The sequence below is a fragment of the Aliiroseovarius crassostreae genome, assembly GCF_001307765.1.
Taxonomy (GTDB): Bacteria; Pseudomonadota; Alphaproteobacteria; order Rhodobacterales; family Rhodobacteraceae; genus Aliiroseovarius; species Aliiroseovarius crassostreae.
The window spans coordinates 1-24,700 of the sequence record NZ_LKBA01000013.1 but is presented as its reverse complement, the minus strand read 5'-3'; the positions used below and the strand labels follow the sequence as shown (position 1 = coordinate 24,700).

Annotated in this window: 20 protein-coding genes and 9 pseudogenes; 8 read left to right on the top strand and 21 right to left on the bottom strand. The window is 57.7% G+C overall.

Annotated features, from left to right (window positions below; all coding sequences use genetic code 11):
* On the bottom strand, nucleotides 1-226 hold a 226-nt coding region (locus AKJ29_RS18870; RefSeq protein ID WP_161805413.1), incomplete at its 3' end, for a transposase.
* 19 nt (nucleotides 227-245) lie between these two features.
* A complete protein-coding gene (locus AKJ29_RS12375; protein ID WP_055190382.1) occupies nucleotides 246-620 on the bottom strand; it encodes an IS5 family transposase in 375 nt (124 codons plus the stop codon).
* A 54-nt stretch (nucleotides 621-674) separates the two neighbouring features.
* Here AKJ29_RS12375 and AKJ29_RS18865 point away from each other — a divergent pair.
* Nucleotides 675-845 (top strand): annotated as a pseudogene (locus tag AKJ29_RS18865) (IS6 family transposase); the annotation flags it as partial.
* A 52-nt stretch (nucleotides 846-897) separates the two neighbouring features.
* Here the strand turns inward: AKJ29_RS18865 and AKJ29_RS12370 are convergent.
* Nucleotides 898-1,634 (bottom strand): annotated as a pseudogene (locus tag AKJ29_RS12370) (IS5 family transposase); the annotation flags it as partial.
* 41 nt (nucleotides 1,635-1,675) lie between these two features.
* Between AKJ29_RS12370 and AKJ29_RS12365 the strand changes: the two are divergent.
* Nucleotides 1,676-2,026, top strand: coding sequence for a transposase (locus AKJ29_RS12365; protein ID WP_074963847.1), 351 nt, complete (start codon nucleotides 1,676-1,678; stop codon nucleotides 2,024-2,026).
* On the opposite strand, the gene AKJ29_RS12360 is transcribed toward AKJ29_RS12365, so the two are convergent.
* The 3 genes and pseudogenes from AKJ29_RS12360 to AKJ29_RS20095 all read right to left on the bottom strand — a co-directional run.
* Nucleotides 2,002-2,703: an RES family NAD+ phosphorylase gene (locus tag AKJ29_RS12360; RefSeq protein ID WP_055191331.1), complete on the bottom strand. Its 702-nt coding sequence runs from the start codon at nucleotides 2,701-2,703 to the stop codon at nucleotides 2,002-2,004. The genes AKJ29_RS12365 and AKJ29_RS12360 overlap by 25 nt on opposite strands.
* The gene (locus AKJ29_RS12355) at nucleotides 2,700-3,101 is read right to left on the bottom strand and encodes an MbcA/ParS/Xre antitoxin family protein (protein ID WP_055191329.1); all 402 of its coding nucleotides are present in this window, start codon (nucleotides 3,099-3,101) and stop codon (nucleotides 2,700-2,702) included. Before AKJ29_RS12355 ends, AKJ29_RS12360 begins: the two co-directional genes overlap by 4 nt.
* Nucleotides 3,102-3,166: 65 nt before the next feature.
* Nucleotides 3,167-3,409, bottom strand: a pseudogene (locus AKJ29_RS20095) (antitoxin of toxin-antitoxin stability system); the annotation flags it as partial.
* Between the two features lie 126 nt (nucleotides 3,410-3,535).
* On the opposite strand from AKJ29_RS20095, the pseudogene tnpA reads away from it, so the two are divergent.
* The 3 pseudogenes from tnpA to AKJ29_RS18860 form a co-directional block, all read left to right on the top strand.
* A pseudogene (tnpA, locus tag AKJ29_RS12345) lies at nucleotides 3,536-3,824 on the top strand (IS200/IS605 family transposase); the annotation flags it as partial.
* Between the two features lie 37 nt (nucleotides 3,825-3,861).
* A pseudogene (locus tag AKJ29_RS20090) lies at nucleotides 3,862-4,099 on the top strand (transposase); the annotation flags it as partial.
* 141 nt (nucleotides 4,100-4,240) lie between these two features.
* A pseudogene (locus AKJ29_RS18860) lies at nucleotides 4,241-4,557 on the top strand (IS3 family transposase); the annotation flags it as partial.
* Here the strand turns inward: AKJ29_RS18860 and AKJ29_RS19910 are convergent.
* The 5 genes and pseudogenes from AKJ29_RS19910 to rocF form a co-directional block, all read right to left on the bottom strand.
* Nucleotides 4,475-4,906 (bottom strand): hypothetical protein, encoded by a 432-nt coding sequence (locus AKJ29_RS19910; protein WP_055191327.1) that lies wholly within the window; start codon nucleotides 4,904-4,906, stop codon nucleotides 4,475-4,477. The pseudogene AKJ29_RS18860 and the gene AKJ29_RS19910 overlap by 83 nt on opposite strands.
* Nucleotides 4,907-5,067: 161 nt before the next feature.
* Nucleotides 5,068-5,550 (bottom strand): annotated as a pseudogene (locus AKJ29_RS12330) (transposase).
* Between the two features lie 126 nt (nucleotides 5,551-5,676).
* On the bottom strand, nucleotides 5,677-6,717 hold the full coding sequence (locus AKJ29_RS12325) for an ornithine cyclodeaminase (protein WP_409360030.1): 1,041 nt from the start codon (nucleotides 6,715-6,717) through the stop codon (nucleotides 5,677-5,679).
* Nucleotides 6,718-6,729: 12 nt separating this feature from the next.
* Nucleotides 6,730-6,891 (bottom strand): annotated as a pseudogene (locus AKJ29_RS19365) (arginine deiminase-related protein); the annotation flags it as partial.
* Between the two features lie 8 nt (nucleotides 6,892-6,899).
* A complete protein-coding gene (gene rocF, locus AKJ29_RS12320; protein ID WP_055191324.1) occupies nucleotides 6,900-7,820 on the bottom strand; it encodes an arginase in 921 nt (306 codons plus the stop codon).
* A gap of 86 nt (nucleotides 7,821-7,906) precedes the next feature.
* On the opposite strand from rocF, the gene AKJ29_RS12315 reads away from it, so the two are divergent.
* Together AKJ29_RS12315 and AKJ29_RS12310 are read left to right on the top strand one after the other, a co-directional pair.
* The gene (locus AKJ29_RS12315) at nucleotides 7,907-8,332 is read left to right on the top strand and encodes an Lrp/AsnC family transcriptional regulator (RefSeq protein WP_055191322.1); all 426 of its coding nucleotides are present in this window, start codon (nucleotides 7,907-7,909) and stop codon (nucleotides 8,330-8,332) included.
* Nucleotides 8,333-8,410: 78 nt separating this feature from the next.
* Nucleotides 8,411-10,747 (top strand): Tex family protein, encoded by a 2,337-nt coding sequence (locus AKJ29_RS12310; RefSeq protein ID WP_055191320.1) that lies wholly within the window; start codon nucleotides 8,411-8,413, stop codon nucleotides 10,745-10,747.
* A gap of 34 nt (nucleotides 10,748-10,781) precedes the next feature.
* Here the strand turns inward: AKJ29_RS12310 and arsJ are convergent, their stop codons facing one another.
* The 7 genes from arsJ to AKJ29_RS12275 form a co-directional block, all read right to left on the bottom strand.
* On the bottom strand, nucleotides 10,782-12,017 hold the full coding sequence (gene arsJ, locus AKJ29_RS12305) for an organoarsenical effux MFS transporter ArsJ (RefSeq protein ID WP_055191318.1): 1,236 nt from the start codon (nucleotides 12,015-12,017) through the stop codon (nucleotides 10,782-10,784).
* 26 nt (nucleotides 12,018-12,043) lie between these two features.
* Entirely contained in the window at nucleotides 12,044-13,042 is a 999-nt protein-coding gene (locus tag AKJ29_RS12300; RefSeq protein ID WP_055191316.1) for an ArsJ-associated glyceraldehyde-3-phosphate dehydrogenase, read from the bottom strand.
* Entirely contained in the window at nucleotides 13,039-13,857 is an 819-nt protein-coding gene (locus AKJ29_RS12295; RefSeq protein WP_055191336.1) for an arsenate reductase/protein-tyrosine-phosphatase family protein, read from the bottom strand. Before AKJ29_RS12295 ends, AKJ29_RS12300 begins: the two co-directional genes overlap by 4 nt.
* A 247-nt stretch (nucleotides 13,858-14,104) precedes the next feature.
* A complete protein-coding gene (locus AKJ29_RS12290) occupies nucleotides 14,105-15,376 on the bottom strand; it encodes an ABC transporter permease (RefSeq protein WP_055191314.1) in 1,272 nt (423 codons plus the stop codon).
* Nucleotides 15,373-16,293 carry an ABC transporter permease gene (locus tag AKJ29_RS12285; protein ID WP_055191312.1) on the bottom strand — a complete coding sequence of 307 codons (921 nt, stop codon included), beginning with the start codon at nucleotides 16,291-16,293 and terminating at the stop codon, nucleotides 15,373-15,375. The genes AKJ29_RS12290 and AKJ29_RS12285 overlap by 4 nt, the downstream gene beginning before the upstream one ends.
* Before the next feature lie 11 nt (nucleotides 16,294-16,304).
* Nucleotides 16,305-17,417 carry an ABC transporter ATP-binding protein gene (locus AKJ29_RS12280; protein ID WP_055191310.1) on the bottom strand — a complete coding sequence of 371 codons (1,113 nt, stop codon included), beginning with the start codon at nucleotides 17,415-17,417 and terminating at the stop codon, nucleotides 16,305-16,307.
* Between the two features lie 120 nt (nucleotides 17,418-17,537).
* Nucleotides 17,538-18,671, bottom strand: coding sequence for an ABC transporter substrate-binding protein (locus AKJ29_RS12275; protein WP_055191334.1), 1,134 nt, complete (start codon nucleotides 18,669-18,671; stop codon nucleotides 17,538-17,540).
* 364 nt (nucleotides 18,672-19,035) lie between these two features.
* Between AKJ29_RS12275 and AKJ29_RS12270 the strand changes: the two genes are divergently transcribed.
* A complete protein-coding gene (locus AKJ29_RS12270) occupies nucleotides 19,036-20,586 on the top strand; it encodes an alkaline phosphatase family protein (protein WP_055191308.1) in 1,551 nt (516 codons plus the stop codon).
* A gap of 345 nt (nucleotides 20,587-20,931) precedes the next feature.
* Here AKJ29_RS12270 and AKJ29_RS12265 read toward each other — a convergent pair whose 3' ends face one another.
* The 3 genes and pseudogenes from AKJ29_RS12265 to AKJ29_RS12255 all read right to left on the bottom strand — a co-directional run.
* A complete protein-coding gene (locus tag AKJ29_RS12265; RefSeq protein WP_139231453.1) occupies nucleotides 20,932-21,687 on the bottom strand; it encodes a DUF6892 domain-containing protein in 756 nt (251 codons plus the stop codon).
* A gap of 206 nt (nucleotides 21,688-21,893) precedes the next feature.
* Nucleotides 21,894-22,445 carry a recombinase family protein gene (locus AKJ29_RS12260; RefSeq protein WP_055191269.1) on the bottom strand — a complete coding sequence of 184 codons (552 nt, stop codon included), beginning with the start codon at nucleotides 22,443-22,445 and terminating at the stop codon, nucleotides 21,894-21,896.
* A 129-nt stretch (nucleotides 22,446-22,574) separates the two neighbouring features.
* A pseudogene (locus AKJ29_RS12255) lies at nucleotides 22,575-24,647 on the bottom strand (Tn3 family transposase); the annotation flags it as partial.
* Between the last annotated feature and the right edge of the window lie 53 nt (nucleotides 24,648-24,700).

Below are 24,700 nucleotides of genomic sequence, written 5' to 3'. Positions count from 1 at the left end.
GCATGACATATTCGAATTGCATTTTGCGGTTCTTGCGCGGTGGGATGCAGGCGGTTGCCTTGGCGTCGCTCAGCCAGTCGCGCAGGTGATTTGCGTCGTAACCTCGGTCTGCAATGACGGTGGTTCCCCTGGCAACATATGGCTCAAGGCATTGATTCGCATTGGTAATATCGGCTCGATGCCTGAGGTCAGATGCAGATGGACCGGCTTGCCACTGCCATCGCACACCAGATGCAGCTTTGAATTCAACCCGCCTTTTGTCTTGCCGATATCCCGTCCTTCGCCGGTGTTTTTTTGGCACCATTGGCTGCGATGCGATGGGTTTTGACATGGCTGGCGTCGATCATCAGCGTGGAAAGATCTGCCGTCTCCCGCGCCAAAGTTTCGAACACATGCTCGAAAACGCCTGCTTCAGACCAGCGTTTGTAGCGGTTGTAGAGCGTCTTGGCGGGGCCATATTCCGGCGGCACATCGGACCAGCGATAGCCTCGCTGAATGCAGAAAATGATGCCCGATAACACGCGCCGGTCGTCGACACGCGGAACACCGCGCGGCGTATTGGGCAACAAGGGCCTGATTTTATTGTACTGTTCTTCGGTGAGCCAGAAATGCGACGACATGAAACCTCCCAGATTTCACATCTTGAATCACATCAACGTTTATAGGTCTACGCCCTAGGCCGTTTCAAGTCGGCCAGGTCGGCGCAGCGGTTCCTCGCCGCCCATGACCAGATCAACACCCTCTTTAGACCCCGTCGCTATCGTCTCACCGCCAAATCCTATCGTCAGGCACGGGCAGATGCGCTCAGCCTATGGACCGACTATTCCCGTGAGATGACCGCCTGAGGAACTCCAGTCAGACTGCGTTTGGCCAGGTGAAAATAACTTGGCAATGCCCCGCGACCTGCCGGACGAAGTCCCGTGCCATGAGGCTTTGCCCCAACAGTTTCACACAATGCATCTTGGTCTCGACGCGGCTCCGGTGGTGATACCCGCTCCACCGTCGCCAGATGCGCGGCCGAGATATCGTGATGCGTTGACAGCCTCGTTGCGGGCGATGGCGCCGGCGCTGGTGGGTTTCCAAGGCTTGGCGTTCATGCGCGGCGGGATGACGGCGTGGGCTTTTCGGGCGGCAATCGCGTCATGGGATTTGCGCGTGTCGTAAGCTCCGTCAGCGGTGACCGATCCAATGTCCTGATCGGGCGGGATTTGGTTCAGCAGCTCAGGCAGCACTGGCGCGTCACCGACATTGCTGGTGGTGACTTCGACGGCGCGAACTTCCAGCGTTTCCTCGTCGATGCCAATGTGTATCTTGCGCCAAATCCGTCGTTTCGGGCCGCCATGCTTGCGGGTGTTCCACTCGCCTGCACCCTCCGCTTTGATGCCCGTGCTATCGATCAGAAGGTTCAGCGGGCCGGTGCCCCCACGATAGGGCAGGCTCACGTTCAGGGTTTTCTGGCGGCGGCACAGGGTGCTGAAGTCTGGCACCGACCAATCCAAGCCGATGAGCCGCAACAAGCTTTGTACAAAACCGGTTGTCTGCCGCAGCGGCATCCCGAACAGAACCTTCAGCGTGAGGCATGCCTGGATCGCAGCATCACTAAAACTTTGTTGCCGGCCACGCTTGCAGCTCGGCGGCGGAGCAAAAGTCTGCCACATGGGTCATCAAGGGCGCTATGGATGGCCCCGCATTCGCTGCCTACATCCGCGAGGTGCTGGTCCCAGAGATCGCCCCTGGCACGGTCGTCTTCCTCGACAACCTCGCGCCCCATCGAAACAAGGAAGCTGCTCAAGCTCTGAGAGATCACGGCTGCTGGTTTCTGTACCTGCCGCCATACTCGCCCGATCTGAACCCAATAGAACAGGCGTACTCAAAGCTGAAAGCCCACTTGCGACGGATCGGGGCAAGAACCTTCACCGAGGTCTTCGACACTATCGGATCAATCTGCGAGGCATTGCCAAGTTATTTTCACCTGGCCAAACGCAGTCTGACTGGAGTTCCTCAGCCGACAGCTGTTATCGAGTAGTGTGGCGTCCCATCCCAAACAAGCTCCCAAGACGCGCCCGGCCGAACGTTCTGGATGGCGTGCGGCTCGAAGCAGACCAGGCAATTCCCGCCGGGCGCGGGAGCGCGAACCGAAGGATAAATTAGTCCCTTGGATCCGCCCCGGTGCAGATGCTGGGCCAGGCTTTGGCCCTCGGGATACCCGACGCCTGGATCCGGATGCAGCGCGGGATGACCTCCCTCATCGGTCATGTCCTCGAAAACGCCGATGAAGTCGGCCAGCAATTCGACATAGCGAGCGCTGTCATGGAAGCTGCCGATAAAGCCGAGTTCACGTGTGCGGTGCCAGGCCACTTCGCTGACAGAAACCATCACATCCCATGCGCAGTACCAGGCACCTCGCTCATCGGTGTTGAAGCGGTTTCCGCCGGCGCGGGTGTAGGTGAAGGCGGCATTGACATGACTGTCCCCGTAGATGCGCAGATCGCGGCTGCGGCGCTGCCAAGCGAGTTCGCGCGGGTCCAGATGCGGGTTGCGCCCGCGTTCGGCCTGTAGACGTCCACTGGTCAGACCCTCGATCTCTGCCAAGATCTCCATCTCGTCATCAGAATCGACGAGACCACGCAGGGATGGCGGCTTGTGGTAGGTGGCGGGCAGGAGGCGAACAAGACCACGATCGTAAATCTCGGTCTGCTTCATGCCCCACCACGCAACGCATCAAGATAGGTCCGCACCGCGAGGATCTGCGGTAGACCCCCGTCAATGGCGGTGTCGACTGGACGGCTGCCCCCAAACAGCGGACCAGTGTTCGGTCGAGTGAACCAGCTTCGCGCGAGCGGCTCGGAGAAATAGAGCTCGAGTGACTTGTAAATGCCGATCACCGCACTAAGCCGCAACAGTTGGTCCTTGGTAAGCTCCCCCGCGAAACCCGGCTTCTTGGCGCGCTTCCAAGTGCTCTCCGACATATCGGCAAGGCTCGCCGCTTCCTTGAGGCTGAGACCCCAGGCTTTGGCCACGCGCGCATACGCCTTCAACGCGACTGCGTTGATCTCTGCGGGTTCCCGGATTTTTTCTGCGACGTACATAGTATCCTCCATTGGCTTCAATATAGTCCATATGGTCTATATGTAAAGATCAAATGAACCCTGCATCTTGATCCCCGTTACCCGAACCGCCGCCCTCCTTCCGTGAACGTATACGCGTTGACAATGATCCACTCCTCGATGGCCTCGTCAGAGGTGAGGTGTTCGTATTCTACCTTAAGTTGGCGGTAGAGCCATCGGGCCAGATCACGCACCGCCTCGGTCACGATCTCCTCGGCGTCCTCGGTCGGCGGCTACCATGTCGGGGTGTCGCGCGTGACATCCACCGACATGTTGTATTCGTGGTAGTCGCGCCCGCGATTGCAACCACGACTCAGAGCGCCTGACGGAAGTCGAGGATGCCAAAGAGCCAGGAAACTGGACTTGTCCCGGTTTAGTATCCACTCTTTGGTCTAAACCCTCCGACTTCCAGTCGGACCCGCTTCAGCGTGAAAGAATCGTCTTATGATCATACCGGCAAACACTGCGTTTTCTATCACCGCTACCACATCGTCTGGTCGACCAAGTATCGTGCCCAGGGCGCTGCGTCTTCGGGTGCGCGACATCTGCCGCCAGGTCTGCCGCGAGAACGAGGTCGACATCTTGCGCGGGGTGCTGTCGAGCGATCACATCCACATGTTTGTGTCGGTGCGGCCGAAACTTGCCATCTCGGACCTGGTGCGCAAGATGAAGGGCCGTTCGTCCTACCGGCGCCAGCCGGTAGTCGTTCAGTTCCGGCCCTTTGAGAGCAATATTGCCTTGAAGGAGAAGAACTATGGCAAACGGACACAGTGAAGAGTTCAAGCGGGATGCGGTGCGTATCGCGCTGACGCGCGGCCTGACGCGGCGACAGGTTTCTGCGGATTTTGGGGGGCCTTTCAACGCTGAACAAATGGATCACATCCTTTGACGAAGAAGCGGTTGTTTCCGGGCCCAATCAGGATCTGGCACGGGAGAATGAACGGCTTCGACGGGAGAACCGCATCCTGAAGGAGGAGAGGGACGTGCTAAAAAAGGCCACGGCCTTTTCGCGAGGCAAAAGACGTGAGGGTCGCATTCATCGACCAGTACGACGGTAAACTCAGCCAGCGCCAGCTCTGCTGGCCTGCCTGGAGTAACCGATCGTGGCTACCGTTCACGGCGATCAATCTGCCCCCCCGAAAGGCTGCATCCATCACACCGACCGCGGCAGCCAATATTGTTCGCATGAGGACCAGAAGCCGCTGAAACAGCGCGGCTTCAAGGTCTCGATGAGCGGCAAGGGAAATTGCTATGACAACGCTGCCCTTGAGACCTTCTTCAGACCTTCTTCAAAACACTGAAGGCCGAGCTGGTCTGGCGGCAACACTGGTACATTCGCCGGCAATGCGAACTGGCGCTCCAGTACATCAACGGTTTTTACAACCCACGCCGACGGCACTCAGCCCTCGGATACAAAAGCCCCGTGACTTTCGAACGGAAAGCCGCTTAACATGAGAGCTCCTGGTCCGGAACTGAACCGGGACAAGTCCAGACTGCCCACGTTCTTGCGCGTATTGACCGCCTGACATACGTTCAAATTCTTGTCGGACCTGATCTGCGGTGCGCTTGGCCGTCGCCTCAGCAGTCTTGTCCATTTCCTGTTTCACACGGGCCTCGGCCTTGCGACCGGCAGCGTCAGAGGCGCGGGCCACATCGTCCTTCGTGGCGGCATTGGCCTTGCGCTTGTCCTTGAGCGTGTCACGCACGCCCATGATGTCCTTCGGCTTCATCTCATCCTCATCTTTCGCACGGGTTTTCTTCTTGTTGGTCTGCTTGCGGATTTTGCTGAGAAGCGGCATCCGATTTAGGTCAGTATTGCTGTTATATTTAACATAAACTGCATTATGCGTGTCATGGCCATCCCGCTCGGGTGCTGTCGGAGTACGTAAATAGTGAGACCGAATTAATGAGGTTCGCCTTCAAAGGAAGTCAGAAACATGGGATTTTCTAGGCTCAGGCCTCATAACCAAAACATAACTGTTGCGGCGAGAGCGATGGCCGAGGGGAAGACTTTGGGGCAGCGGTCATATCGGGTGGCGACCCGCGGCCAATCCTTCAGACGCGCGAACATGATCTCGATCACTGCCCGGCAGTGATCAGGCGCCCACGCCCCCCTTTTTGACGCCCAGACTGGACGCTGTACGATGGGCTTTCAGATAGGTCGCATCGATCATGATCGTCGTCAGGTCCGTCGCTTCCGCAGCCACCCCTTCAAATATCCTGGCAAAAACACCCATCTCGCTCCAACGTCTCCAGCGATTATAGAGCGTCTTCGGCGGGCCGTATTCCCTGGGCGCATCGCACCACCGTAAGCCATTGCGATTAATGAAGATTATCCCACTCAACACCCGCCGATCATCAACCCTCGGCTTGCCATGGCTCTTGGAAAAAACGGTCGCAGCCGCGCCATCTGTTCGTCGGTCAGCCAAAAAAGATTGCTCATGATACCCCCTGAAAGTCTGGGGGGGGGTGAAGCATGCGACCAATGCGATCTCAAGCCGATTAATGGGCCCTGAGCCTAGGGTGCCCCAAGGCGGGGCACGCTTTCCACCCGTGCAGTATGTTTGCGTTACTTCGCCCGATTGACCATGCCAAACAGATCCCGTGGATCATCCGGGTCGGCCAACATGTCCAGGGTTTCAAAAAACTTCGTGCCTTTAATGGCTTGCTTGACATATCGCAACGCCGAGAAGTCCTCGATTGCAAAGCCGACACTGTCAAACAGCGTGATCTGGCGGTCATCCTTGCGGCCCTGAGCCTGCCCGGTCATCACCTGCCACATCTCAATGACCGGATGATCAGCGTCCAACGCCTGAATCTCGCCTTCAATGCGGGTCTGTTCCGGGTATTCGACAAAAATATCCGAGCGCAACAGGATGTCGCGATGCAACTCGGTCTTGCCCGGACAATCCCCCCCGATGGCATTGATATGCACACCCGCTCCGACCATGTTGTCGGTCAGGATCGTAGCGTTTTTCTTGTCAGCCGTGCAAGTGGTGATGATCTGCGCGCCGAGGATCACCTCTTCAGGCGTTTTGCATTGCACCACGGTCAATCCACACCCGGCCAGGTTTGCCGCGCATTTTGCAGTTGCCGCCGGGTCGGTATCATAAAGGCGCACGGTGTCGATGCCGCAAAGCGCCTTGAAGGCCAGACACTGGAACTCTGACTGCGCACCATTTCCGATCATCGCCATGGTGGTCGCGCCCTTGGGGGCGAGGTATTTCCCCACCAGGGCCGAAGTCGCCGCAGTGCGCAGCGCGGTGAGGATCGTCATTTCGGTCAGAAGCGTCGGATAACCGGTATAGACATCCGCGAGCAGGCCAAAGGCAGTCACGGTCTGCAACCCCTCCGAGGTGTTTTTCGGATGCCCGTTCACATATTTGAACCCATAGGCCTCACCATCCGAGGTCGGCATCAGCTCAATCACCCCATGCGGAGAATGGGCGGGCACGCGCGGGGTCTTGTCGAAACTTTCCCATCGTTTGAAATCGCGTTCAATCTCGGCCGCGATCCCGGTCATCATCTGTTCCAGCCCGATATGGTGGATCAGTTTCATCATGTGGTCGACGGATACAAAAGGCACCAGCGCCTTGTCGGACGGTTGCATGGTCATGGCTCCTTAACGGCGAGCAAGGTGGATGCCGGCAATCATGCAGCGCACGGATCCACCAGCGGTTTCAATTGTGGGTATGGACAGCGGCAACGGCGTTGCACTTTGTTCAATAATGGCGATCGGATCGGGGCGCCGCGCCTTTAGGGCGCGTGCGGACAGGACCTGAAGCGCAATCATCAGAAGCTCCGGGTGGGACGATCAAACACTCGCCGTCCCAAAAGCGAGGCCGTGAGGTCCACCATCAGCATGGCCGTGCGCCCGCGTTCATCCAGAAACGGGTTCAACTCAACCAGATCCAAAGAGGTTACAAGCCCACTGTCACACAGCAGCTCCATCACCAGATGCGCCTCGCGTTCGGTTGCCCCACCGGGCACGGTTGTACCAACCGCGGGCGCGATGGACGGATCCAGAAAATCCACATCCAGCGACACATGCAGCATCCCGTTTGCCGCTTTCACCCGATCCAGAAATGACACCAGGGGTGCCTTGATCCCATGTTCATCAATCGCCCGCATATCGGCCAGCATCGCATTATGTTTGGCCAGTGCCGCATGTTCCGCAGGATCGACCGAGCGCAGCCCCATCATGCCCACATGTTCAACCTCAACCTTGGCTTCCAGCGCAGGAAAATCATGAAACCCCGGCTGCCCGGTAAAATAAGCAACCGGGGTGCCGTGCAGGTTGCCACTCTCGGTGCTTTGCGGCGTGTGGAAATCCGTATGCGCGTCCAGCCAAAGAACAAAAAGAGGGCGCCCCTGCGACTTGGCATAGGCCGCCATACCGGCCACCGATCCCATCGCAAGCGCGTGGTCTCCGCCCAAAAAAACTGGCATCCCCCGTAGCGCAGATGCCTGGGCCGTGCGACTCAAGGCCCGTGTCCAACCGACACATTCCGGCAGTTGAACCAGATGGTCATGCGCGGGCATGTTCTCCGGATCCGGGACCACATCCCCGATATCTTCCACCTGATGCCCCAGCGCCGTCAGCGCCTCGGCCAGTCCAGCCACCCGATAGGCATCCGGACCCATCCGGCACCCCTGACGCTTCTTGCCCGAATCCATCGGGGCCCCAACGAGAATGATGTTTTTCTGTTCCATATCTCATCTATTCGCGAGGATCCGGCTTGCCGGAAGGGATTAAATTGATCAAAATGATCCCGCATCGATCAAATTGGAAAGCATTGATGGACAAACTGGACACTCGCCTCCTAACGCTTCTGCATCGCGATGGCCGTGCCTCCGTGTCAGAGCTTGCCGACCACCTTGGGGTCACACGCACCACGGTGCGCACCCGGCTTGACGCCCTCAAGGCGCGGGGCGAGGTGGTTGGCTTCACTGTTGTCACCCGGCAGGACGTGGCCCCCAACCCGGTTCGGGGGCTGATGATGCTGGGCATCGAGGGGCGCGGCACCGAACGGCTCATGTCCCGCGTCGCTGCCCTTCCGCAGGTCATGGCCGTGCATTCCACAAACGGCACCTGGGACCTGATTGCCGAAATCGGCACCCAGACCCTGGAAGAACTGGATCAGGTGCTCTTTGCCATTCGCCGGATGGAAGGCATCACGCGGTCCGAAACCCACCTGCTGCTCTCGACCAAACGCGGGCGATAATCCGCCAGCACGCCCTTTCATTCCCCCTTCCCCAGCCTCGGAACTGACGCTAAACAGGTCACCCGAACAGGAGAGATCATGGACACCAACACCCGCATTTCCCAGACCATCGCAACCGATATTTCCGCGTCTTCCCAACAAGTTAATGCAGCAGTTGAGTTGCTTGATGGCGGTGCCACCGTGCCTTTCATCGCCCGATACCGGAAAGAAGTCACCGGCGGGCTGGATGACACCCAGCTGCGCACACTTGCCGACCGGCTAACCTATCTGCGTGAGATGGAAGCCCGGCGCGAGGTCATTCTGGGCAGCATCCGGGATCAGGGAAAACTCACCGAAGACCTGGCCAGATCCATCGCCGCGGCAGACACGAAATCCACACTCGAAGACCTTTATCTACCCTATAAACCCAAGCGCCGCACCAAGGCGATGATCGCGCGGGAAAACGGGCTGGAACCGCTTCTGGACAAAATCCGCAGCAACCGAACCATCGCCCCCGTGACCCATGCCGAAGCTTACCTGAGCGAGGCCGTTCCGACAGCAAAAGACGCGCTCAATGGCGCTCGGGACATTCTGGTCGAAGAGCTTTCTGAAAATGCGGAACTTATCGGTGCCCTGCGCGTATTCATGCAGCGCGAGGCCCTTCTGACGGCCAAGCTTGTCGCAGGTCAGGAACAGGCCGGGGCAAAGTTCTCGGATTATTTTGATCATCAGGAATTGTGGTCAAAAACCCCGTCACACCGGGCGCTGGCCATGCTGCGCGCCTCGAAGGAAGGGGTGATCACACTTGATATTGCGCCCGATGAAGAGGGCGCAGCGCGGGCGGTGGATATGGTTGCCGCCCGGTTGGAGGCTGGCGGTCAAACCCCCGGGGATGAGTGGCTGCGCACCGTCGCCCGCTGGGCGTGGCGGGTAAAGCTTGCGCTGTCGATGACGCTGGACCTGATGGGGGACCTGCGTGCCCGCGCCCATGACGAAGCGATTGATGTTTTTGCCCGCAACCTCAAGGACTTGCTTCTTGCCGCCCCGGCCGGGCCGCTCACCACATTGGGTCTGGATCCGGGCATTCGCACCGGGGTGAAAGCAGCCGTGGTGGATGCCACCGGCAAGCTTTTGGACACGGCCACGCTCTATCCTTTTCAGCCAAGAATGGATGTGCAGGGGGCACAGGCCGCAATCCTTGCGTTGATCGCCAAACACAAAATCGAGTTGATTGCCATTGGCAACGGCACCGCCTCGCGCGAGACAGAGCGCCTGGTCGCCGACACGCTGAAACGCCTGCCTGCGGGCGTGAAAGCCCCAACCAAGGTTGTGGTCAGCGAGGCGGGCGCGTCGGTTTATTCCGCGTCCGAACTGGCCGCAAAGGAATTCCCCGAGCTTGACGTATCGCTGCGGGGCGCCGCGTCGATTGCGCGGCGCTTGCAAGACCCGCTGGCCGAGCTGGTGAAAATTGACCCGCAATCCATCGGCGTCGGGCAATATCAGCATGACGTGGACCAGCGCCGCCTGTCAAAATCGCTGGAAGCGGTGGTTGAGGACGCAGTGAACGCGGTGGGGGTGGACCTGAACATGGCCTCAGCCCCACTGCTTGCCCATGTGTCGGGCCTGTCGTCATCGCTGGCGCAATCCATCGTGACCCATCGCGATATCCACGGCGCATTTCCGTCGCGCAAGGCGCTTATGAAAGTCACCGGGCTTGGTCCCCGCGCCTTTGAACAATGCGCGGGTTTTTTGCGCATCCGGGACGGGGAAGAACCGCTTGATGCCTCCGCCGTGCACCCGGAAGCCTATGATATCGCGCGGAAAATCGTTTCCGCCTGCGGGCGGGACCTGCGGGATCTGATGGGCAATGAAGGCGCGTTGAAATCGCTCAAAGCGGCCGATTTTGTCAGCGGTGATTTCGGCCTGCCCACCGTGCGCGATATCTTTTCGGAACTGGAAAAACCGGGCCGCGACCCACGCCCCAGCTTCAAAACCGCGAGCTTTACCGATGGCGTGGAAGAGATTTCAGACCTGAAACCCGGCATGGTGCTGGAAGGCACGGTGACCAATGTCGCCGCTTTCGGGGCCTTTGTGGATATCGGGGTGCATCAGGATGGGCTGGTGCATATCAGCCAATTGGCCGATCGGTTCGTGAAAGACCCGCATGAAGTGGTGAAAACCGGCGATGTGGTCAAGGTGACGGTGACCGAGGTGGACATTCCGCGCAAACGTATCGGGTTGACCATGCGCAAGGACGGCGGGGCGTCCGCCAAAGAAGATCGCAATGCACGGGGTCCGGGCAAGCAACAGGACCGCCGCCCACCGCGTGGCGGCAAACCGGGTGGGCGCAACATGCCCTCCGGCCCGAAATCATCGGGCGGGCCTCAGGTGGGTGGGCTTGGATCGGCGCTTTTGGATGCGATGAAGAAGAAATGAAATGACGCCCCGGTCAAATCAGGCCGGGGCGTTTTCAGGCTGTCTGTTGTGGCGACAATCGTGCCGCGCCGAGCGCCGACAGGCCCAGCATCAGGGCGGCCACGGCCAGACAGGCAGGCAATCCGCCGAGCTGGTAGCTCACCCCGGACAGAACTGTGCCAATCAGCCGCCCGGCGGCATTCGCCATATAGTAAAACCCCACATCCATCGTGACCCGTTTTTCATCCGTAAAGGCGAGGATCAGGTAGGAATGCAGGGACGAGTTCAGCGCAAAGAGCGCACCAAAGAGCAAAAGTCCAACCACCAAAGTAAGGGTGAGCCACATCGCGGGGGATCCCGCCAGATAGGTCACCAATGCCAGCACCGCAGGCACCAATGCAAGCCATGCGACAGCGCGGGTTGCCAGCCGGGTCAACTCCCCTGCCCCGCGCGCCTTGGCCCGCAACAGCCGGGGCGCATTGGCCTGCACCACGCCGTAGAAGATGATCCAGAGCGCCATGAAACCGCCCACCAGAAAGAATGCCCTGTGATCCCCTTTGGAGCTGCCATCTGACAAAACAGCATGGAAATAGATCGGGATGCCGACCACAAACCACACATCCCGCGCACCGAACAGGAAGACGCGGGCGAAGCTGAGCCAGTTGATATTGCGGTTCTTGGAAAAGACCTCTCGGAATTTGGCATCTTTGCGCCCGGCTGGCAGGCCCGTGGGCATTTTTGCCATGATGGCTGCGAGGATCACGCCCAGCACAGCGGCCATGCCAAGCAGGGCCGCGTTGAACCCGGCGAGCGCCAAAAGCGCCGCACCCAGCAAAAAGCCCAGCCCTTTCACCGCGTTTTTCGATCCGGTCAGCACAGCAACCCAACGGAAGAGCCCATCCCCTTCGGTGGGGGCGAGCAGTTTGACCGCCGATTTCGACGACATTTTCGCCAGATCCTTGGCCACGCCGGACGCGCCCTGCACCAGCATCACATAGGCAACGGACAGGGTGACGGTCCATGTCGGGTCCAATTGTGTCAGCGCCAGAAGGGCGATGATCTGAAGCCCAAGCCCCGCATATAGCGTCGATGTCAGACCAAATCGCGCGGCGATCCAGCCCGCAGACAGGTTGGTGATGACCCCTGCGATCTCATACAAAACAAAGAGATAGGCCAGCTCAACCGGCGAAAACCCCAGCGTGTGAAAGTGCAACAGCACCAACATGCGCAGCGCACCATCACTCAGCATGAAAGCCCAATAGGCGGCGGTGACGGCCATATAGGCCGCCATGCCGGTGGGCCGTTCCGCAGGTTGTGTCACAGGGATTTCCCAACCATCAGGGCCACATCCGCCAGACGCATCGCATAGCCCCATTCATTGTCATACCAGGCATAGATCTTCAGTTGGGTGCCGTTCACAACCATGGTCGAGAGCGCATCAATAATCGAACTGCGGTCATCATTGGTGTAGTCGGTGGATACCAGCGGACGGTCCTCATAGCCCAGAATGCCCCTGAGCGGCCCGTCGGCGGCAGCTTTGAAGGCCGCGTTCACCTCTTCGGCCGTGGTCTCACGCTCCAGCTCAAACACAATATCGGTCAGCGAGGCATTCAAGAGCGGCACCCGCACCGCGTGGCCATTGAGCTTGCCGGTCAGCTCCGGGAAAATCTGGGTGATCGCCTTGGCCGAGCCGGTGGTGGTGGGGATCAGCGAATTCAGGGCAGAACGCGCGCGACGCAGATCTTTTGCCGGGCGATCGACGATGGTCTGCGTGTTGGTCACATCGTGGATCGTGGTCATGGATCCGTGTTTGATGCCGAAATTGTCCAGAACCACTTTCACCACGGGCGCGAGGCAATTGGTGGTGCAGCTGGCGGCGGTGACGATGCGGTGGATGTCGGCGTCATAGATGTGATCGTTCACACCGAACACGATATTGGCGGCTTCGTCTTCTTTGACCGGAGCTGAGACCACAACCTTCTTCACACCTGCCGCGAAATAGGGGGCGAGTTTCTCGGCGGTTTTGAAGGCACCGGTGCAGTCGATCACCACGTCAACGCCGTGCAAAGGCAGCTCTTCCAGATTGCGGGTACAGGTCACCGGCAGGCGGGTGCCGTCGATGGTGATGCTGTCCGCGTCGTGGGAAAACGCCGCGGGCCAGCGGCCATGCACCGTGTCGAATTCCAACAGATGCGCATGCATCTCGGGGTCGCCGACCGCATCGTTCAGAAAGGCAATTTTTGCGCCGCGTTCCAGAAGCGGGCGCAGGGCAAGCTTGCCCATCCGGCCCAGGCCATTGATCGCGTAGGTGGTCATTTCTTTTCTCCAGACTGGGAAATTTCATCAAGTTCGTTTTGCAGCGACAGGCGGTCCAGCGCATGGACATCAAGTGCTGCAAACAGGGTCAGACGGCGATGGAGTTCGCCATATACCCGCTGAAACCCCAGCAGCATCTCGGCTGGGGTCGCGTGGTTTTGCGGGGTTGCCGGATCCGGCACGCCCCAATGGGCCGTCACTGGCAAACCCGGCCAGCTCGGACAATCTTCGTTTGCGGCCCGGTCACAGACGGTGAACACAAAGTCGAAAACTTCGCCCTCCAGGTCGGACAGGTGTCGGGGGCGCAACCCCGTCACATCATGTCCCTTGTCCTGCAAAATCTGCAAACAAACCGGGTTCAGCGCCACGGCGGGTCGGGTGCCCGCGGAACGGACCTCAAACCGCCCGCCAGCAAGGTCGCGCAGGATCACCTCTGCCATGATTGAGCGGGCCGAATTTCCGGTGCAGAGAAACAGAACTTTCTGCTTGTCTCGCGGCGGGGAGAAGATTTCCGGCACCGCACAATTGGCTGGGCGCCCCCGGCAGCAATCCTTGTAAAGATAGCTTGTCAGGCTATCGGCCCCCTCCGGATCAAAGCGGTAAAGCTGGCTGCGGCCCTCGCGTTTCTGTTCAATCAGACCGGCACGAAGCAATGTTCCCAGATAGACCGACATGGTATTGGTTCGCTGACCCAGAATTTCCGCAAGATCACCCGACGCGACATAATCCGGATAGCGTCGCACCAGCAGGCGATACAGCGCCATGCGGCCTGCATGTCCCAAAGCTGTGAGGCGTTCGATCTGCAACTTGTCCATGAGGCGGTCCTCCTCCAAGACTTCCATATTTCATGAATAAATGAAGTATGAAACAGAAAAGTGACAGATTCCAAAACCACCTGACATAAAACGGCCCGCACAGGGCGGGCCGTTTTATTGGTTTGTTGAAGTGTTTCGCCTTATTATTGAGACACAATAATGAGGCGAAACGCTCGAAACCTACTGATGTTGCGGGCGTTTCGAAATCAACTTGTGACTCAAGTTAATCTCGAAACGCTTTAGAGGATCAGTTCCCGTCGGAATTCAGTGCGTTTGGATCAAACACATTTCCGAACCCGGAATTGTTGCCACCACTGCCTGACGGGGCGGCCTCTTCCCCATTGCTGCCTTCATCGCCACCCAGGGTGTTTGGTGCAAACACGTTCCCAAACCCCGAGTTGTTCGAAGGTTTCGGTGCCGTTTGCGCCCCTGCCCCACCCTGTTGCTGGGCTTTCTCAGCAGCTTCCTTGGCGCGTTTGTCACGCAGCTCCTGAATGCGGCGCTCGGTTTCCAGGCGCTTTTGCTCCTGCACACCAGCGATACATTGATCGGGGTTATAGGCCATCGCAGAGCCAATCACCGAAGCCATGCCGAGCAGCACCACGATCAGCGCAATCGCGGCCGGGTTGCGGCTGATGATACCGGGCACTTCGACCTTCCCTGCAAGCTCGCTTACGGTGGCATCCTTGCGCGCCTCGGCAACCAGGGCCTTGCGCTTGATATTGGCCTCGTTGATCAGGGCAAAAATCACGGTCAGGGCGACAATCATAAAGGCCAGGGCCGAGATTGACGGGTTGATGCCGTAACGCACTTTCTGCGCCAGTTCGATGGTCAGCGTCGGGTATTCCCCGAAGGTGAAGGTGGTGGTGTTGTAGTTCTCGAACGAGGCGAGGAACGCCAGCACCGCCGCTGAGGCAATTGCCGGGAACATGAACGGAAGCATCACCTTGCGGAAGGCCTGGGCATGGGTGGCCCCCAGATCCAGCGCCGCTTCGGTCAGCGTCGTGTCATAACGCTGCAGACGGGCCACCAGCACCAGCATGCAATAGCTGGCGATAAAGGTGGACTGACCGATGATGGTCAGAAACAGCCCGTTTGACAGGAAGCTGTCCGCCCCCAGCCCCAGCATCCGGTTGATGCGATCCCAGAACACCAGGGTCGAGATCCCCAGCACCACGCCGGGAATAAGGATCGGCGCAATGATAATGGTGTAGTAGGTGGCCCGAAGTTTGGGCCAGATCTGGGTCAGCATCAGCGCCCCCGCCAACCCCATCGACACCGACAGGATCACCGTGCCAGCGCCTACCAGGATCGAGTTCCAGATGCCCGTAAGGATACGTTCATCCTGAAACAGAACCCCAAACCAGTCGAAGGTCAGGCACTCCCATGGCGTCATGCTGGGAAATGTCGGCGAGTTGAACGCCGTCATCGACATGATGATCAACGGACCCAGCAGATAGGCAAAGAAGATACCCAGATAGATCCAGATCGAGATACGGATGATTTTATCAGAGCTCATTTGCCGATATCCCCCATGTTCACTTTGAACAGGCGCATCACTGCCAGAACCAGCAAGATACAGGTGACCAGAAGGACAATTGCGTAAGCCGCCCCCTGTGGCCAGTCAGAGTTGTCGTTGAACTGCTGGTATATCAGCTGGGTGAACCAGAGCGACGAAGGACCACCAAGGATCTGGGGCGCCGCCAGCGCACCGGCGGACAACATGAACACCATGGTGCAGCCCGAGCTGATCCCCGGTTTGGCGTAAGGAATGACCACCCGCCAGTGAATCCGCCACCAGGGCGCGCCCAGATCACGGGCGGCCTCGATCTGATTGCCATCGAGGCTTTCGATCACGTTATACATCGGGAAGATCATCAACAGGATATAGGCATAGCCCAGACCCGCATAGAGCGCGATGTCATTGCGGATAAAATCAAACGGTGTGTCAAAGATCCCGGACCCGACCAAAATCGTGTTCAGCACCCCGCTTTCACCAAAGATGATCCGCAGGGCAAAGGCCCGCAGGATCTCATTGATCCAGTAGGGAATGATCAGCATCAAGGCGAAGATGCGAATGTGATTGCCTTTGCTCTGCCCCAGATAATAAGCGATCGGATAACAGAACAGCAGGTTGAAGACGGTCACACAGACCGCAGCCACCAGCGTGCGGAAGAACACTTTCAGGTCCACCGCATTGTAATCCTGCGACCCGCCTTCCGGGCCATAGATCAGATATTTGTAGTTCTCCAGCGTATAGACATCCTTTGGCCCGCCGATCTCCGGGGGTGGCAGGTTGGGCCGGAATGAGAAATCAAGCATCGACAGCTGGGGCAGTATGATCAGGCCCACGACCCAGAAGAGGACAAGCCCCAACATGATCGACCCCATAAGCGTGCCGTTGCGATTGAAAAATTCTTTCAGGAAGCCAGGCATATCTGTCCCCCTTACTCGCTTGCCAGTTCGCCGGCAGGCACAACAACCGCGTTGTTGACGTCATATTCCAGCGTAATGGGTTGGCCGGTGTGATCTTCAAAAGACTGGCCAAGATTGGGGATGGAGATCTTGATCTCCTTGCCGCCATCGCCCTCGGTGAAGATGTTATAGGTGTTGCCCTCAAACTCCTCATGGGTCACCTGCGCGGTCACGAAATGGTCTCCCTGCGTGCCGGTGGGAGCCAGCGAAAGTGCCTCTGGCCGGATGAACATCATGGCATCATCACCAACCTGCAACTTTCCCTGATTGGCGGTGGAAATCCGCGCGTGCAGTTCGCCTGAGCGGTTGGTGCTGATCAGCGCCTCATTGCCGATGATTTTGCTGACCTTGCCGCGGAACACATTGTTCTCGCCGACAAAGCTGGCCGCAAAGGCGGTGGCCGGGTCGTTGTAGATGGTCTTGCCATCGGCAATCTGGTCGATCACACCAGCCCGCATCACCGCGATGTCGTCCGACATGGTCAGAGCTTCACCCTGGTCATGGGTGATGTAGATAAAGGTAATCCCCACCCGCTGCTGAATTTCGCGCAGCTCGGTGCGCATATGCTGACGCAGCTTGAGATCAAGGGCTGACAGCGGTTCGTCAAGCAGCAGCACATCGGGTTCGGCACAAAGCGCACGGGCAATCGCCACACGTTGTTTCTGGCCACCCGACAGCTCGGACGGCAGTTTGTCGCCCTGCCCCGGCAGCGCGATCATGTCCAGAAGCTCATCGGCACGCTTGCGGCGTTCGCGCGCGCTGGCACCTTGGATTTCCATCGAGAAGGTAATATTTTCCCAGATTTTCATCAGAGGGAAAAGCGCGAGGTTTTGAAAGATCAGGGCGGTTGGGCGTTTGTTCGGCCCGATGCCCTTCATGTTTTTCCCACCGATCAGCACATTGCCTTCGCTGGGGTCAAGAAAACCCGATACCGCCCGCAGGATGGTGGTCTTGCCACAGCCAGATGGCCCGAGGAACGAAAAGAAATCGCCCCCTTTGATGTTCACATTGGCATCGCGCACGGCGACGAAGTCCCCAAAGCGGATCCACAGGTTTTCCAGATCGACGCCTACTCCGGCACTCATATGGCTTCTCCTCATTGGCTCATAGCTTTCTCGGTCCCTCGTGAAGGGTTGACAGCTGAGCCTGTTGAAAACGGTTGGTTGGCCCTGCCCGTCACAGGCAGGGCCGATATATCAGAGCGATCAGGCGCTCTTGAACTTGTTGACGAACTCGGTGCGGACATCCGCATACCACGGGGCCTCAGCCGGCCATGGGTTCAGGTTCGCCAGGCTGTCGCCCGGATAGGCTTCGGCAAAGTTCTTTTTATAGGTGTCGCCCGAATAGGTGTCGGCACCCAGCACCGGCGAGTTGTAGCCGTGGCTGTCAATCGCCTTGCCGGCCGGTTCCTTGCGATAGGCGTAGTCGATGAAAGCATAAACCTGCTCTTCGTTTTTCGCGCCAATTGGCATCGACATGCCGTCGACCCAGGCCATCGCCCCTTCGACCGGCGCCTGGTAATGCACAGGCTCGCCCGCAGACTTCAGCGCCAGAGGCGGACCATCCCAGGTCTGGCCAACCACAACACCTTCGTTCAGCAGGCCGTTTTTCTGGGTGTCGGCATCGTTCCAGATCAGTTTGATGCGCGACTTGCGTGCAATGCACCAATCCGCCACCTGACCCCAGACTTTGCGCATGGTTTCTTCATCGTTGTAGGCAGCCCAGATCGAGCCCGGCTCCATCTCACCAGACGCTTCCATGTAAAGACCGGCACCCAGCATCATCGAATGCGCACGCCCCATGGTCTTGCCAGCATTCTCTTCCGACCAGACATCGCCATAGCTCGGCGCGTCACCCGCCGGCAGCCATTTGTCGGTGCGATAGGCAATCCCTTCGGTGCCCCAGATATGCGGCAGCCAATGTGCCCCGTTGCCGCCAAAGTCCCATGCATCCGTGCCGATCTTCGACATGGCAGGGTTGACCGCATCCAGGTTGACCTTGTTCAGGTCAAACGGTTTCAGAAGCTCAAGCGGGCCCCATTGCAGGGACCGGTTGTTGGTCGGAGATACGATGTCGAACCCCTGACCCTTGGTGGCCTTCATCTTGTTGATGATCTCTTCGTTCGACCCGATCCCGGTGTAATTCACCTTAATGCCGGTCTCAGCCTCGAAACCCGCGATGAACTCTGGTGGCAGATAATCCGACCACATCAGGATATTGATCTCACCCGACGAGGCCAGGGCAGATTTCACATAGAGCGGCGATGCCAGAGCAGCGGCCCCCATTGTGGTCGCACCCTTCAGCACCGAGCGGCGGGTAAGGTTCTGTTTGGTTGTCATGACAAACTCCCGTTGGATTTGTTTTTTTGATTGTATCATTAGTTTTGGTAATTTCCGGCACAACGGATAGCGCCAATTGAAAACCCTTTTTTGATCCAATTGGCCCTAGAACTGAGCGTAGCATTTCCCTCCTTCTCTTGTCACGGAGCAACGTAACCTCATTTTTCACGGGGAGATCACAGTTTTGCGACACCTGAATTGAATTTCCCCCGACCCCCTTTGGCAGGTCAGGCTGATTCGCGGCAAACCGAAATCATCCTTTCCCGCGCCGTGAAGACGCACGTGCCACACTCCAATCTTGACGCCAGCACAGATATGCGACCTGTTCAGAGGGAACAGAGATCAATACCGATCGGGAAACCCTATGACAGCCCAGAGACCGCCCCGAAAAAACGTGCTCTTTATCATCATCGACCAGTTGCGCGCGGATTGCGTGAGTGGCGCGATGGCAGATCATGTCGATCTGCCCAACCTGCGCAGCCTGATGCGGGATGCCGTTTCATTCGAACGTCATTTTTCGGTGGTCAACCCGTGCGGTCCGTCACGCGCCTCGATCCTGACCGGGCAATATTCAATGAACCACCGCTCAGTCCGCAATGGCACCCCGCTGCGCCATGACACGCCCAATGTGGCGACGGAAATGCGCAAGGCGGGGTATTTGCCGATGCTGTTTGGGTATACCGACACATCCGGCGACCCGCGCATTCACCACCCCAACGATCCCGCGGTGCAAAGCTATGAATATCCGATGACCGGGTTTCACGAGATGCTCGAAATGCGTCTGGAACAATCGCTGCCCTGGCAGAGTTACCTGATCCGCAACGGGTATCAGTTTGACGATTACTGGGATCTTTACAAACCGGTCTCCCCAAGCGGCAAACCCCCAAAGCTGAATGATCCCGCAGTTTACAAGGCCGAACACAGCGATACGGCGTTTCTGACCGGCCGGTTTTTGGAAACGATGGATGCCTATGCAAAACAGGGCTGGTTTGCGCATCTGACCTATATTCGCCCCCACCCTCCGCTGGTGGCACCTGCCCCCTATAATGACATGTATGACCCGGCCGGGCTGCCCCTGCCCAACCGGCTGGACAGCGCTGAAAGGGACGCGGCCCTGCACCCGTATTTTACCCCCGCTCAGAAAAGCAGCACCGTGGTGGATTTTGTCAAAGGGTTCCCTGACCTGTCCCCGACAGATGAGGCCATCCAGACCCTGCGCGCCGTTTATCTGGGGTTGGCCACCGAGGTAGACCATCACATCGGGCGGGTCATTCAGTTCCTGAAGGACAGCGGGCAATATGACGACACATTGCTGATCGTGACCGCTGATCACGGCGAAATGCTGGGGGATCATCACCTTTGGGGGAAGATGACTTTGCATGACGCGGCCTATCATACCCCATTGATCATACGCCTGCCCGGCAATGACGCGCGGGCGGGAGAGCGGATTTCCCAGCCCACCGAGTCGATCGACCTGATGCCCACGATCCTCGACTGGGTTGGACAGGAGGTGCCAAACTCCGTTGATGGCCGCTCGCTCCTGCCATTGATCCAGGGCGATATCCCATCGGATTGGCGGCGCTATTCCTTTTCCGAACTGGATTTCGCGGATCCCGAACACCCAACCCGGTGGGAACGCGAGCTCGGAACAGATCCCAGCACGTCCAACCTGTCGATCCTGCGTGACGAGCAGCTGACGCTGATTGAATTTGCAGCCGAAACGCTGGACCCGATCCTGTTTGACCATCGCGCAAACGGCGAGACTGAGAATGTGGCGCACAACCCCTCTTACGCGGCGGATCTCGCACGCATGTCCCGACAGATGCTGCGTCACCGAATGCGCAATATGGATCACACATTGTCGATGGATATGATTACCCACTCAGGACCCCGGCATTTTTCCCGACATCGGTGATGCTCCCGCGCGCGGCTGATCCTCTGCGAGGATCGCCATCACTTGGGGGTGGCCTCGCTTCGCTCGGCAGTTTTTCCAGCCGCAATGCGGCAGGGGCGCTGCCCCTCGCCCCCGCTCTGTGAGCGGGCCCTCACCCCGAGATATTTGGCCCAACTGGACCGAGCGTGCAAAAGTGGCCAAAAATCAGAACAATATAAGAACTTGCAAAAGTAACCGACCTTCGCCGCGCCGTGCGTGAACTAGTAAGATGCGGACAAAAAAGCCATTCCCCTCGCTTCCCCTAATGTCTGGTTTGGCGAACCGTTCAACATTCGCTGATTTTTGGAAAGATTTGTACAGTTGCAGCTATTGGTAAGCTGGCGGTGGATTTTCTCCTAGCCAAGTCATCCAATGAACCCAAACATCCACACCGTTGTTCTTTAATGTTTCAAACAGGTCATTTTGGCGATGTCCGATACTACGCACATCGCGATACAGATCGTTACCGACAAGTTCGACGGAGCGAAGAGTTGGCATGGCCAAAAGAGCCTCGGTGTTTGAAACGGGTACGCCGCCTTCAATCACTTCCAACTTATCAAAGCCCGCTAACAGATTTAGATCGAGTTCGGGGATCATCGATGAAGCTTCAAAAACCCGTAGGTTTCGCAAATGTTGAAGTCCCTCAAAGCTCGATATGTCGAAGTCTTCCGTCTCACCATCCCAAGTCGGACTTACGTAGAAATAGATTTCTAGGCCTCCATCAAAGGATAACGTTTCCACCTCATCGAGAAGGCTCTGGCCGAGGGGATATCGGGCGAGGTAATCATACGCCGGTTGAATTATTCCAAACCCAAGGTCCCATGGATCGGACACAGGTTGGTCTAGGACCCAAGACAGGAAATCAGAGCTTTCCCCTAAATCGATGTGCCCTTCCTCAAGAAGCGATGACAGCACCACAAGTTTTAAGTTTGGATCAGCAAATGGCGCTCCAGTTTCACCGCGAGGCTCCGGGTAGGATTGAGCGGTCGCAGTCTGCGAAAGTGCGGCCGCGCCAATTGCTATCGCGCCACTCCATGCCTGCAAACCTTTCAAAATGCCAACGCCCCCCAATTTTCTTTCCATCTCAACGGTTACATTGGCCGGAGAGTATAAAGAGATTCATAGTTCGATCCACCCTTCATCCTTAGACATCAAGGCAAGCATTGCGACACCATGGTGACATTGCCATCAAGTCCCACAATTCCCAAGCCGGCATTCGCTTTAATGAAGAAAATAGGTCAAAATGGGCTCTGACTTTGAAGCCGCCGCGTCCTGAACGAACGGCGGCTTCAGGTTTCGGCATCAGCGAGAGCCCGGTAGACCGTCATTCTGGAAACGCCGAGATCACGGGCGATCTGGGCTTTTGCGGTGCCCTCACCTGCCAGCCGCCGGATTTCCTCATCATCTACAGACTTTCGCCGCCCCTTGTAGATGCCTTTATCTTTGGCGACTTCGATTCCAGCGCGTTGACGATCCCGAATGAACTTGAGCTCCATGTCGGCGACCATGCCGAGGACGGTGATGACCATGCGGCCCATATCCCCGGCGGTGGTGACTTCCGGTTCAAGCACCCGGAGCGATGCGCCTTTGGCATCAAGTTCATGGACCAGATTCAGCACATCGCGAGTGGATCGGCCGAGGCGATCGAGACGATGCACGACCAATTCGTCCCCGTCGCGCAGAAACTCCATCACTGTCGCCAGCTCAGAACGATCATCACGGGAAGCACCAGAAACGGTTTCCGAACGGATGACCTCACATCCCGCCGCATTCAGCTTTGCTTTCTGAATGTCGAGATCCTGGCTTGATGTACTGACGCGGGCGTATCCGATCTTAGGCATGGGAACCTGTCACATTAGGGTGGCTTACGCTTTGATGCTGTACCATTAGTCGTTTGACTACCCATTTGTGACATTTCACTTTGTCACATCAGCCTGTCTCCTGTGGGTGCACTCTTTTGTGCATATGGATCACGCCGCTTGTCGTCCAAAGTCGATCCGCTTGTCCAAATCCACATCAAACCGCCCGTAGGGATTGATGTGCGAATAGATCAATGGGGAGAGACCACGGTAATCGCGCTCAGACAGGCGGTTTGCCCAGGTCGGCTCCGACAGCACCGATTGCACCATACGAGTATTCACATAAACGAGGGATGCCTGAAGCAAATGCAGCGCATGCGCTGAGATTTCCTGATCGGCAATCCGGTTGCTGGAAATCTCGCCGCCCTTGCCGAAGAAGATAAAGCCGTTGGCGCTGTTCCAGTTCTCAACCACATTCAGGCCCTCATGGATTTCGCGGCGGAACGTCTCGGATCGGAGATAACGACACAGGAAGATTGTTTTGATTGCCTGGCCGAGTTCAGCAAGTGCCTTGTAGGTTGGGTGCATGACATCAGCACGCGCAAAGCAGCGGAGAATGGCTTCCGGGTCCGCAGTGCCGTGCTGCATGGCCGCAGCGTATTTGACCATCTCATCATATTGCCGCTCAATCTCATTCCAATCGATCGTACCTGACAGGATTGGCAATAGGTTTGGAAGCTTCGCCCGCATGCCAGCGCTCGGCAGGGCCAGCTTCTGTTCGGCGATCGCTTTCAGCCGTGGGGCAAGCTCAAAGCCGAGAAGGTGACAGAATGCAAACCCAATTGCGCTTTGGCCATGGCTGTCCACATATTGGCGCTGGATCTCCATGTCCGTGCAATGACGCAGCACACCTTCGATCATGGATGCCACTTCAGACGATGAACAGCGCTTCAGCTGAGAATAGATACAGGTCGCTTGCTGCGCGACATGCCAATAGATCATCACCCCACGCCCGCCATAGCGGGCGTGCCATTCCGTCATCAGATTTCGGTCCCAGGCCCCGAACTTGGTGGAGTCTGATGCACAGGCCGTGCCTGCCTCGCCCCAGACGCTGGGATTGCGGATGGCAAGGGTGGCATCTGCAACGCGCGCGGCCGCGGCACGCAGAGAGGCTGGGTCAATATAGCGCCGTCGAATGTGCAACAGCTCGTCATAACTGGTCCCGGGCACCCCAGCAGCAACACGCTTCAAACCCGCATTTGTACCCAGACCATATAAGGAGAGCAGCAAACGTTGATCCCGAATGTCGGCTGGCAACGCCTCTCTGGTCGCGGAGGTCTCAAAGGCATCAAGAAAGCCCGTGTCTAGCGCCGTTTCCTTCAACGTATCCAACAGTCCCGCCATGGGCCATCGCCGATTGACCTCGGATTTGAGGCCAATCAGACCCTTGGGCTCAGGGGCTGGTTTGAAGGGCGTGATGCTGATCCGGTTGTCACCCGACCAGCGCAAGCGGACCATGTCATTGTCAGGTAGCGTGACATTCAGCTCTAGAAGCTCCTGTTCTACTTGCGTGCGAACGGACTGGCTAAATGCCTGTGCGTCCTGAGTGAGGTTCAGCCCGCTGTAATAGGCCGCGCGTTTCTCGGGAAAATCCTTTGGTAGATCATTGTCCGGATTACGATGACGATCCGCACCCTCGATCCAGATTTCCTTTGCCCGAATCCGCTCTCGTAATTGGGTCAGGATACAGAGCTCATAAGATATGAGATTCATCCGGCCTCGTTCATCCAACACAGTTGCACACCATTTGCTCGGGATCGATCCTTCTGGAGCGAGAGAGGCCGGTGCAGTGCGACGCCCTTCTTCGTTGAGGCGGGCAATCAGAGCCAAGGCATCAAGGATCGGTCGCCATGTCTCATTGTTCGACCTAAATCTCAGAACGGATAGTAAGGAAGGCAGCATCGGGCGATAGTGACTGGCATAGGATCCCCGCATCACCGTCTGGATCTGAACATTGAGCGTACCCTTAGCATTGTGCTCATCAATGATGGCCTTCAGCTTGGATGCACCTGCGATGGGAAAGATGACATCCGACACCTTGCCATTCGGCGCCATCATCGCCGCCGTCGCGATATCCACCAGCAATTGTTCCTTGCCGTGTACCTTGTTTATGTCTGCGGCAATTCTACTAATCACCTTGGTTTTTGATCGCGTATCAATGCGATGCACGACTTCGATCAGCAGACGCTCTGATCACATCAAACGGCAGGTCGAGGTCCCGAATGAAGGCAAGCCGA

What these genes read in the sequence shown, in the direction of transcription:
- AKJ29_RS19910 (WP_055191327.1), bottom strand. Translation starts at nt 4,906, where the DNA reads ATGCCGCTTCTCAGCAAAATCCGCAAGCAGACCAACAAGAAGAAAACC.
- arsJ (WP_055191318.1), bottom strand. Translation starts at nt 12,017, where the DNA reads ATGGCGGCCTATATGGCCGTCACCGCCGCCTATTGGGCTTTCATGCTG.
- AKJ29_RS12325 (WP_409360030.1), bottom strand. Translation starts at nt 6,717, where the DNA reads ATGCAACCGTCCGACAAGGCGCTGGTGCCTTTTGTATCCGTCGACCAC.
- AKJ29_RS12275 (WP_055191334.1), bottom strand. Translation starts at nt 18,671, where the DNA reads ATGACAACCAAACAGAACCTTACCCGCCGCTCGGTGCTGAAGGGTGCG.
- AKJ29_RS12295 (WP_055191336.1), bottom strand. Translation starts at nt 13,857, where the DNA reads ATGGACAAGTTGCAGATCGAACGCCTCACAGCTTTGGGACATGCAGGC.
- AKJ29_RS12265 (WP_139231453.1), bottom strand. Translation starts at nt 21,687, where the DNA reads ATGGAAAGAAAATTGGGGGGCGTTGGCATTTTGAAAGGTTTGCAGGCA.
- AKJ29_RS12310 (WP_055191320.1), top strand. Translation starts at nt 8,411, where the DNA reads ATGGACACCAACACCCGCATTTCCCAGACCATCGCAACCGATATTTCC.
- AKJ29_RS12300 (WP_055191316.1), bottom strand. Translation starts at nt 13,042, where the DNA reads ATGACCACCTACGCGATCAATGGCCTGGGCCGGATGGGCAAGCTTGCC.
- AKJ29_RS12365 (WP_074963847.1), top strand. Translation starts at nt 1,676, where the DNA reads ATGGATGGCCCCGCATTCGCTGCCTACATCCGCGAGGTGCTGGTCCCA.
- AKJ29_RS12315 (WP_055191322.1), top strand. Translation starts at nt 7,907, where the DNA reads ATGGACAAACTGGACACTCGCCTCCTAACGCTTCTGCATCGCGATGGC.
- AKJ29_RS12355 (WP_055191329.1), bottom strand. Translation starts at nt 3,101, where the DNA reads ATGGAGGATACTATGTACGTCGCAGAAAAAATCCGGGAACCCGCAGAG.
- AKJ29_RS12260 (WP_055191269.1), bottom strand. Translation starts at nt 22,445, where the DNA reads ATGCCTAAGATCGGATACGCCCGCGTCAGTACATCAAGCCAGGATCTC.
- AKJ29_RS12285 (WP_055191312.1), bottom strand. Translation starts at nt 16,293, where the DNA reads ATGCCTGGCTTCCTGAAAGAATTTTTCAATCGCAACGGCACGCTTATG.
- AKJ29_RS12375 (WP_055190382.1), bottom strand. Translation starts at nt 620, where the DNA reads ATGTCGTCGCATTTCTGGCTCACCGAAGAACAGTACAATAAAATCAGG.
- AKJ29_RS12360 (WP_055191331.1), bottom strand. Translation starts at nt 2,703, where the DNA reads ATGAAGCAGACCGAGATTTACGATCGTGGTCTTGTTCGCCTCCTGCCC.
- rocF (WP_055191324.1), bottom strand. Translation starts at nt 7,820, where the DNA reads ATGGAACAGAAAAACATCATTCTCGTTGGGGCCCCGATGGATTCGGGC.
- AKJ29_RS12270 (WP_055191308.1), top strand. Translation starts at nt 19,036, where the DNA reads ATGACAGCCCAGAGACCGCCCCGAAAAAACGTGCTCTTTATCATCATC.
- AKJ29_RS12280 (WP_055191310.1), bottom strand. Translation starts at nt 17,417, where the DNA reads ATGAGTGCCGGAGTAGGCGTCGATCTGGAAAACCTGTGGATCCGCTTT.
- AKJ29_RS12290 (WP_055191314.1), bottom strand. Translation starts at nt 15,376, where the DNA reads ATGAGCTCTGATAAAATCATCCGTATCTCGATCTGGATCTATCTGGGT.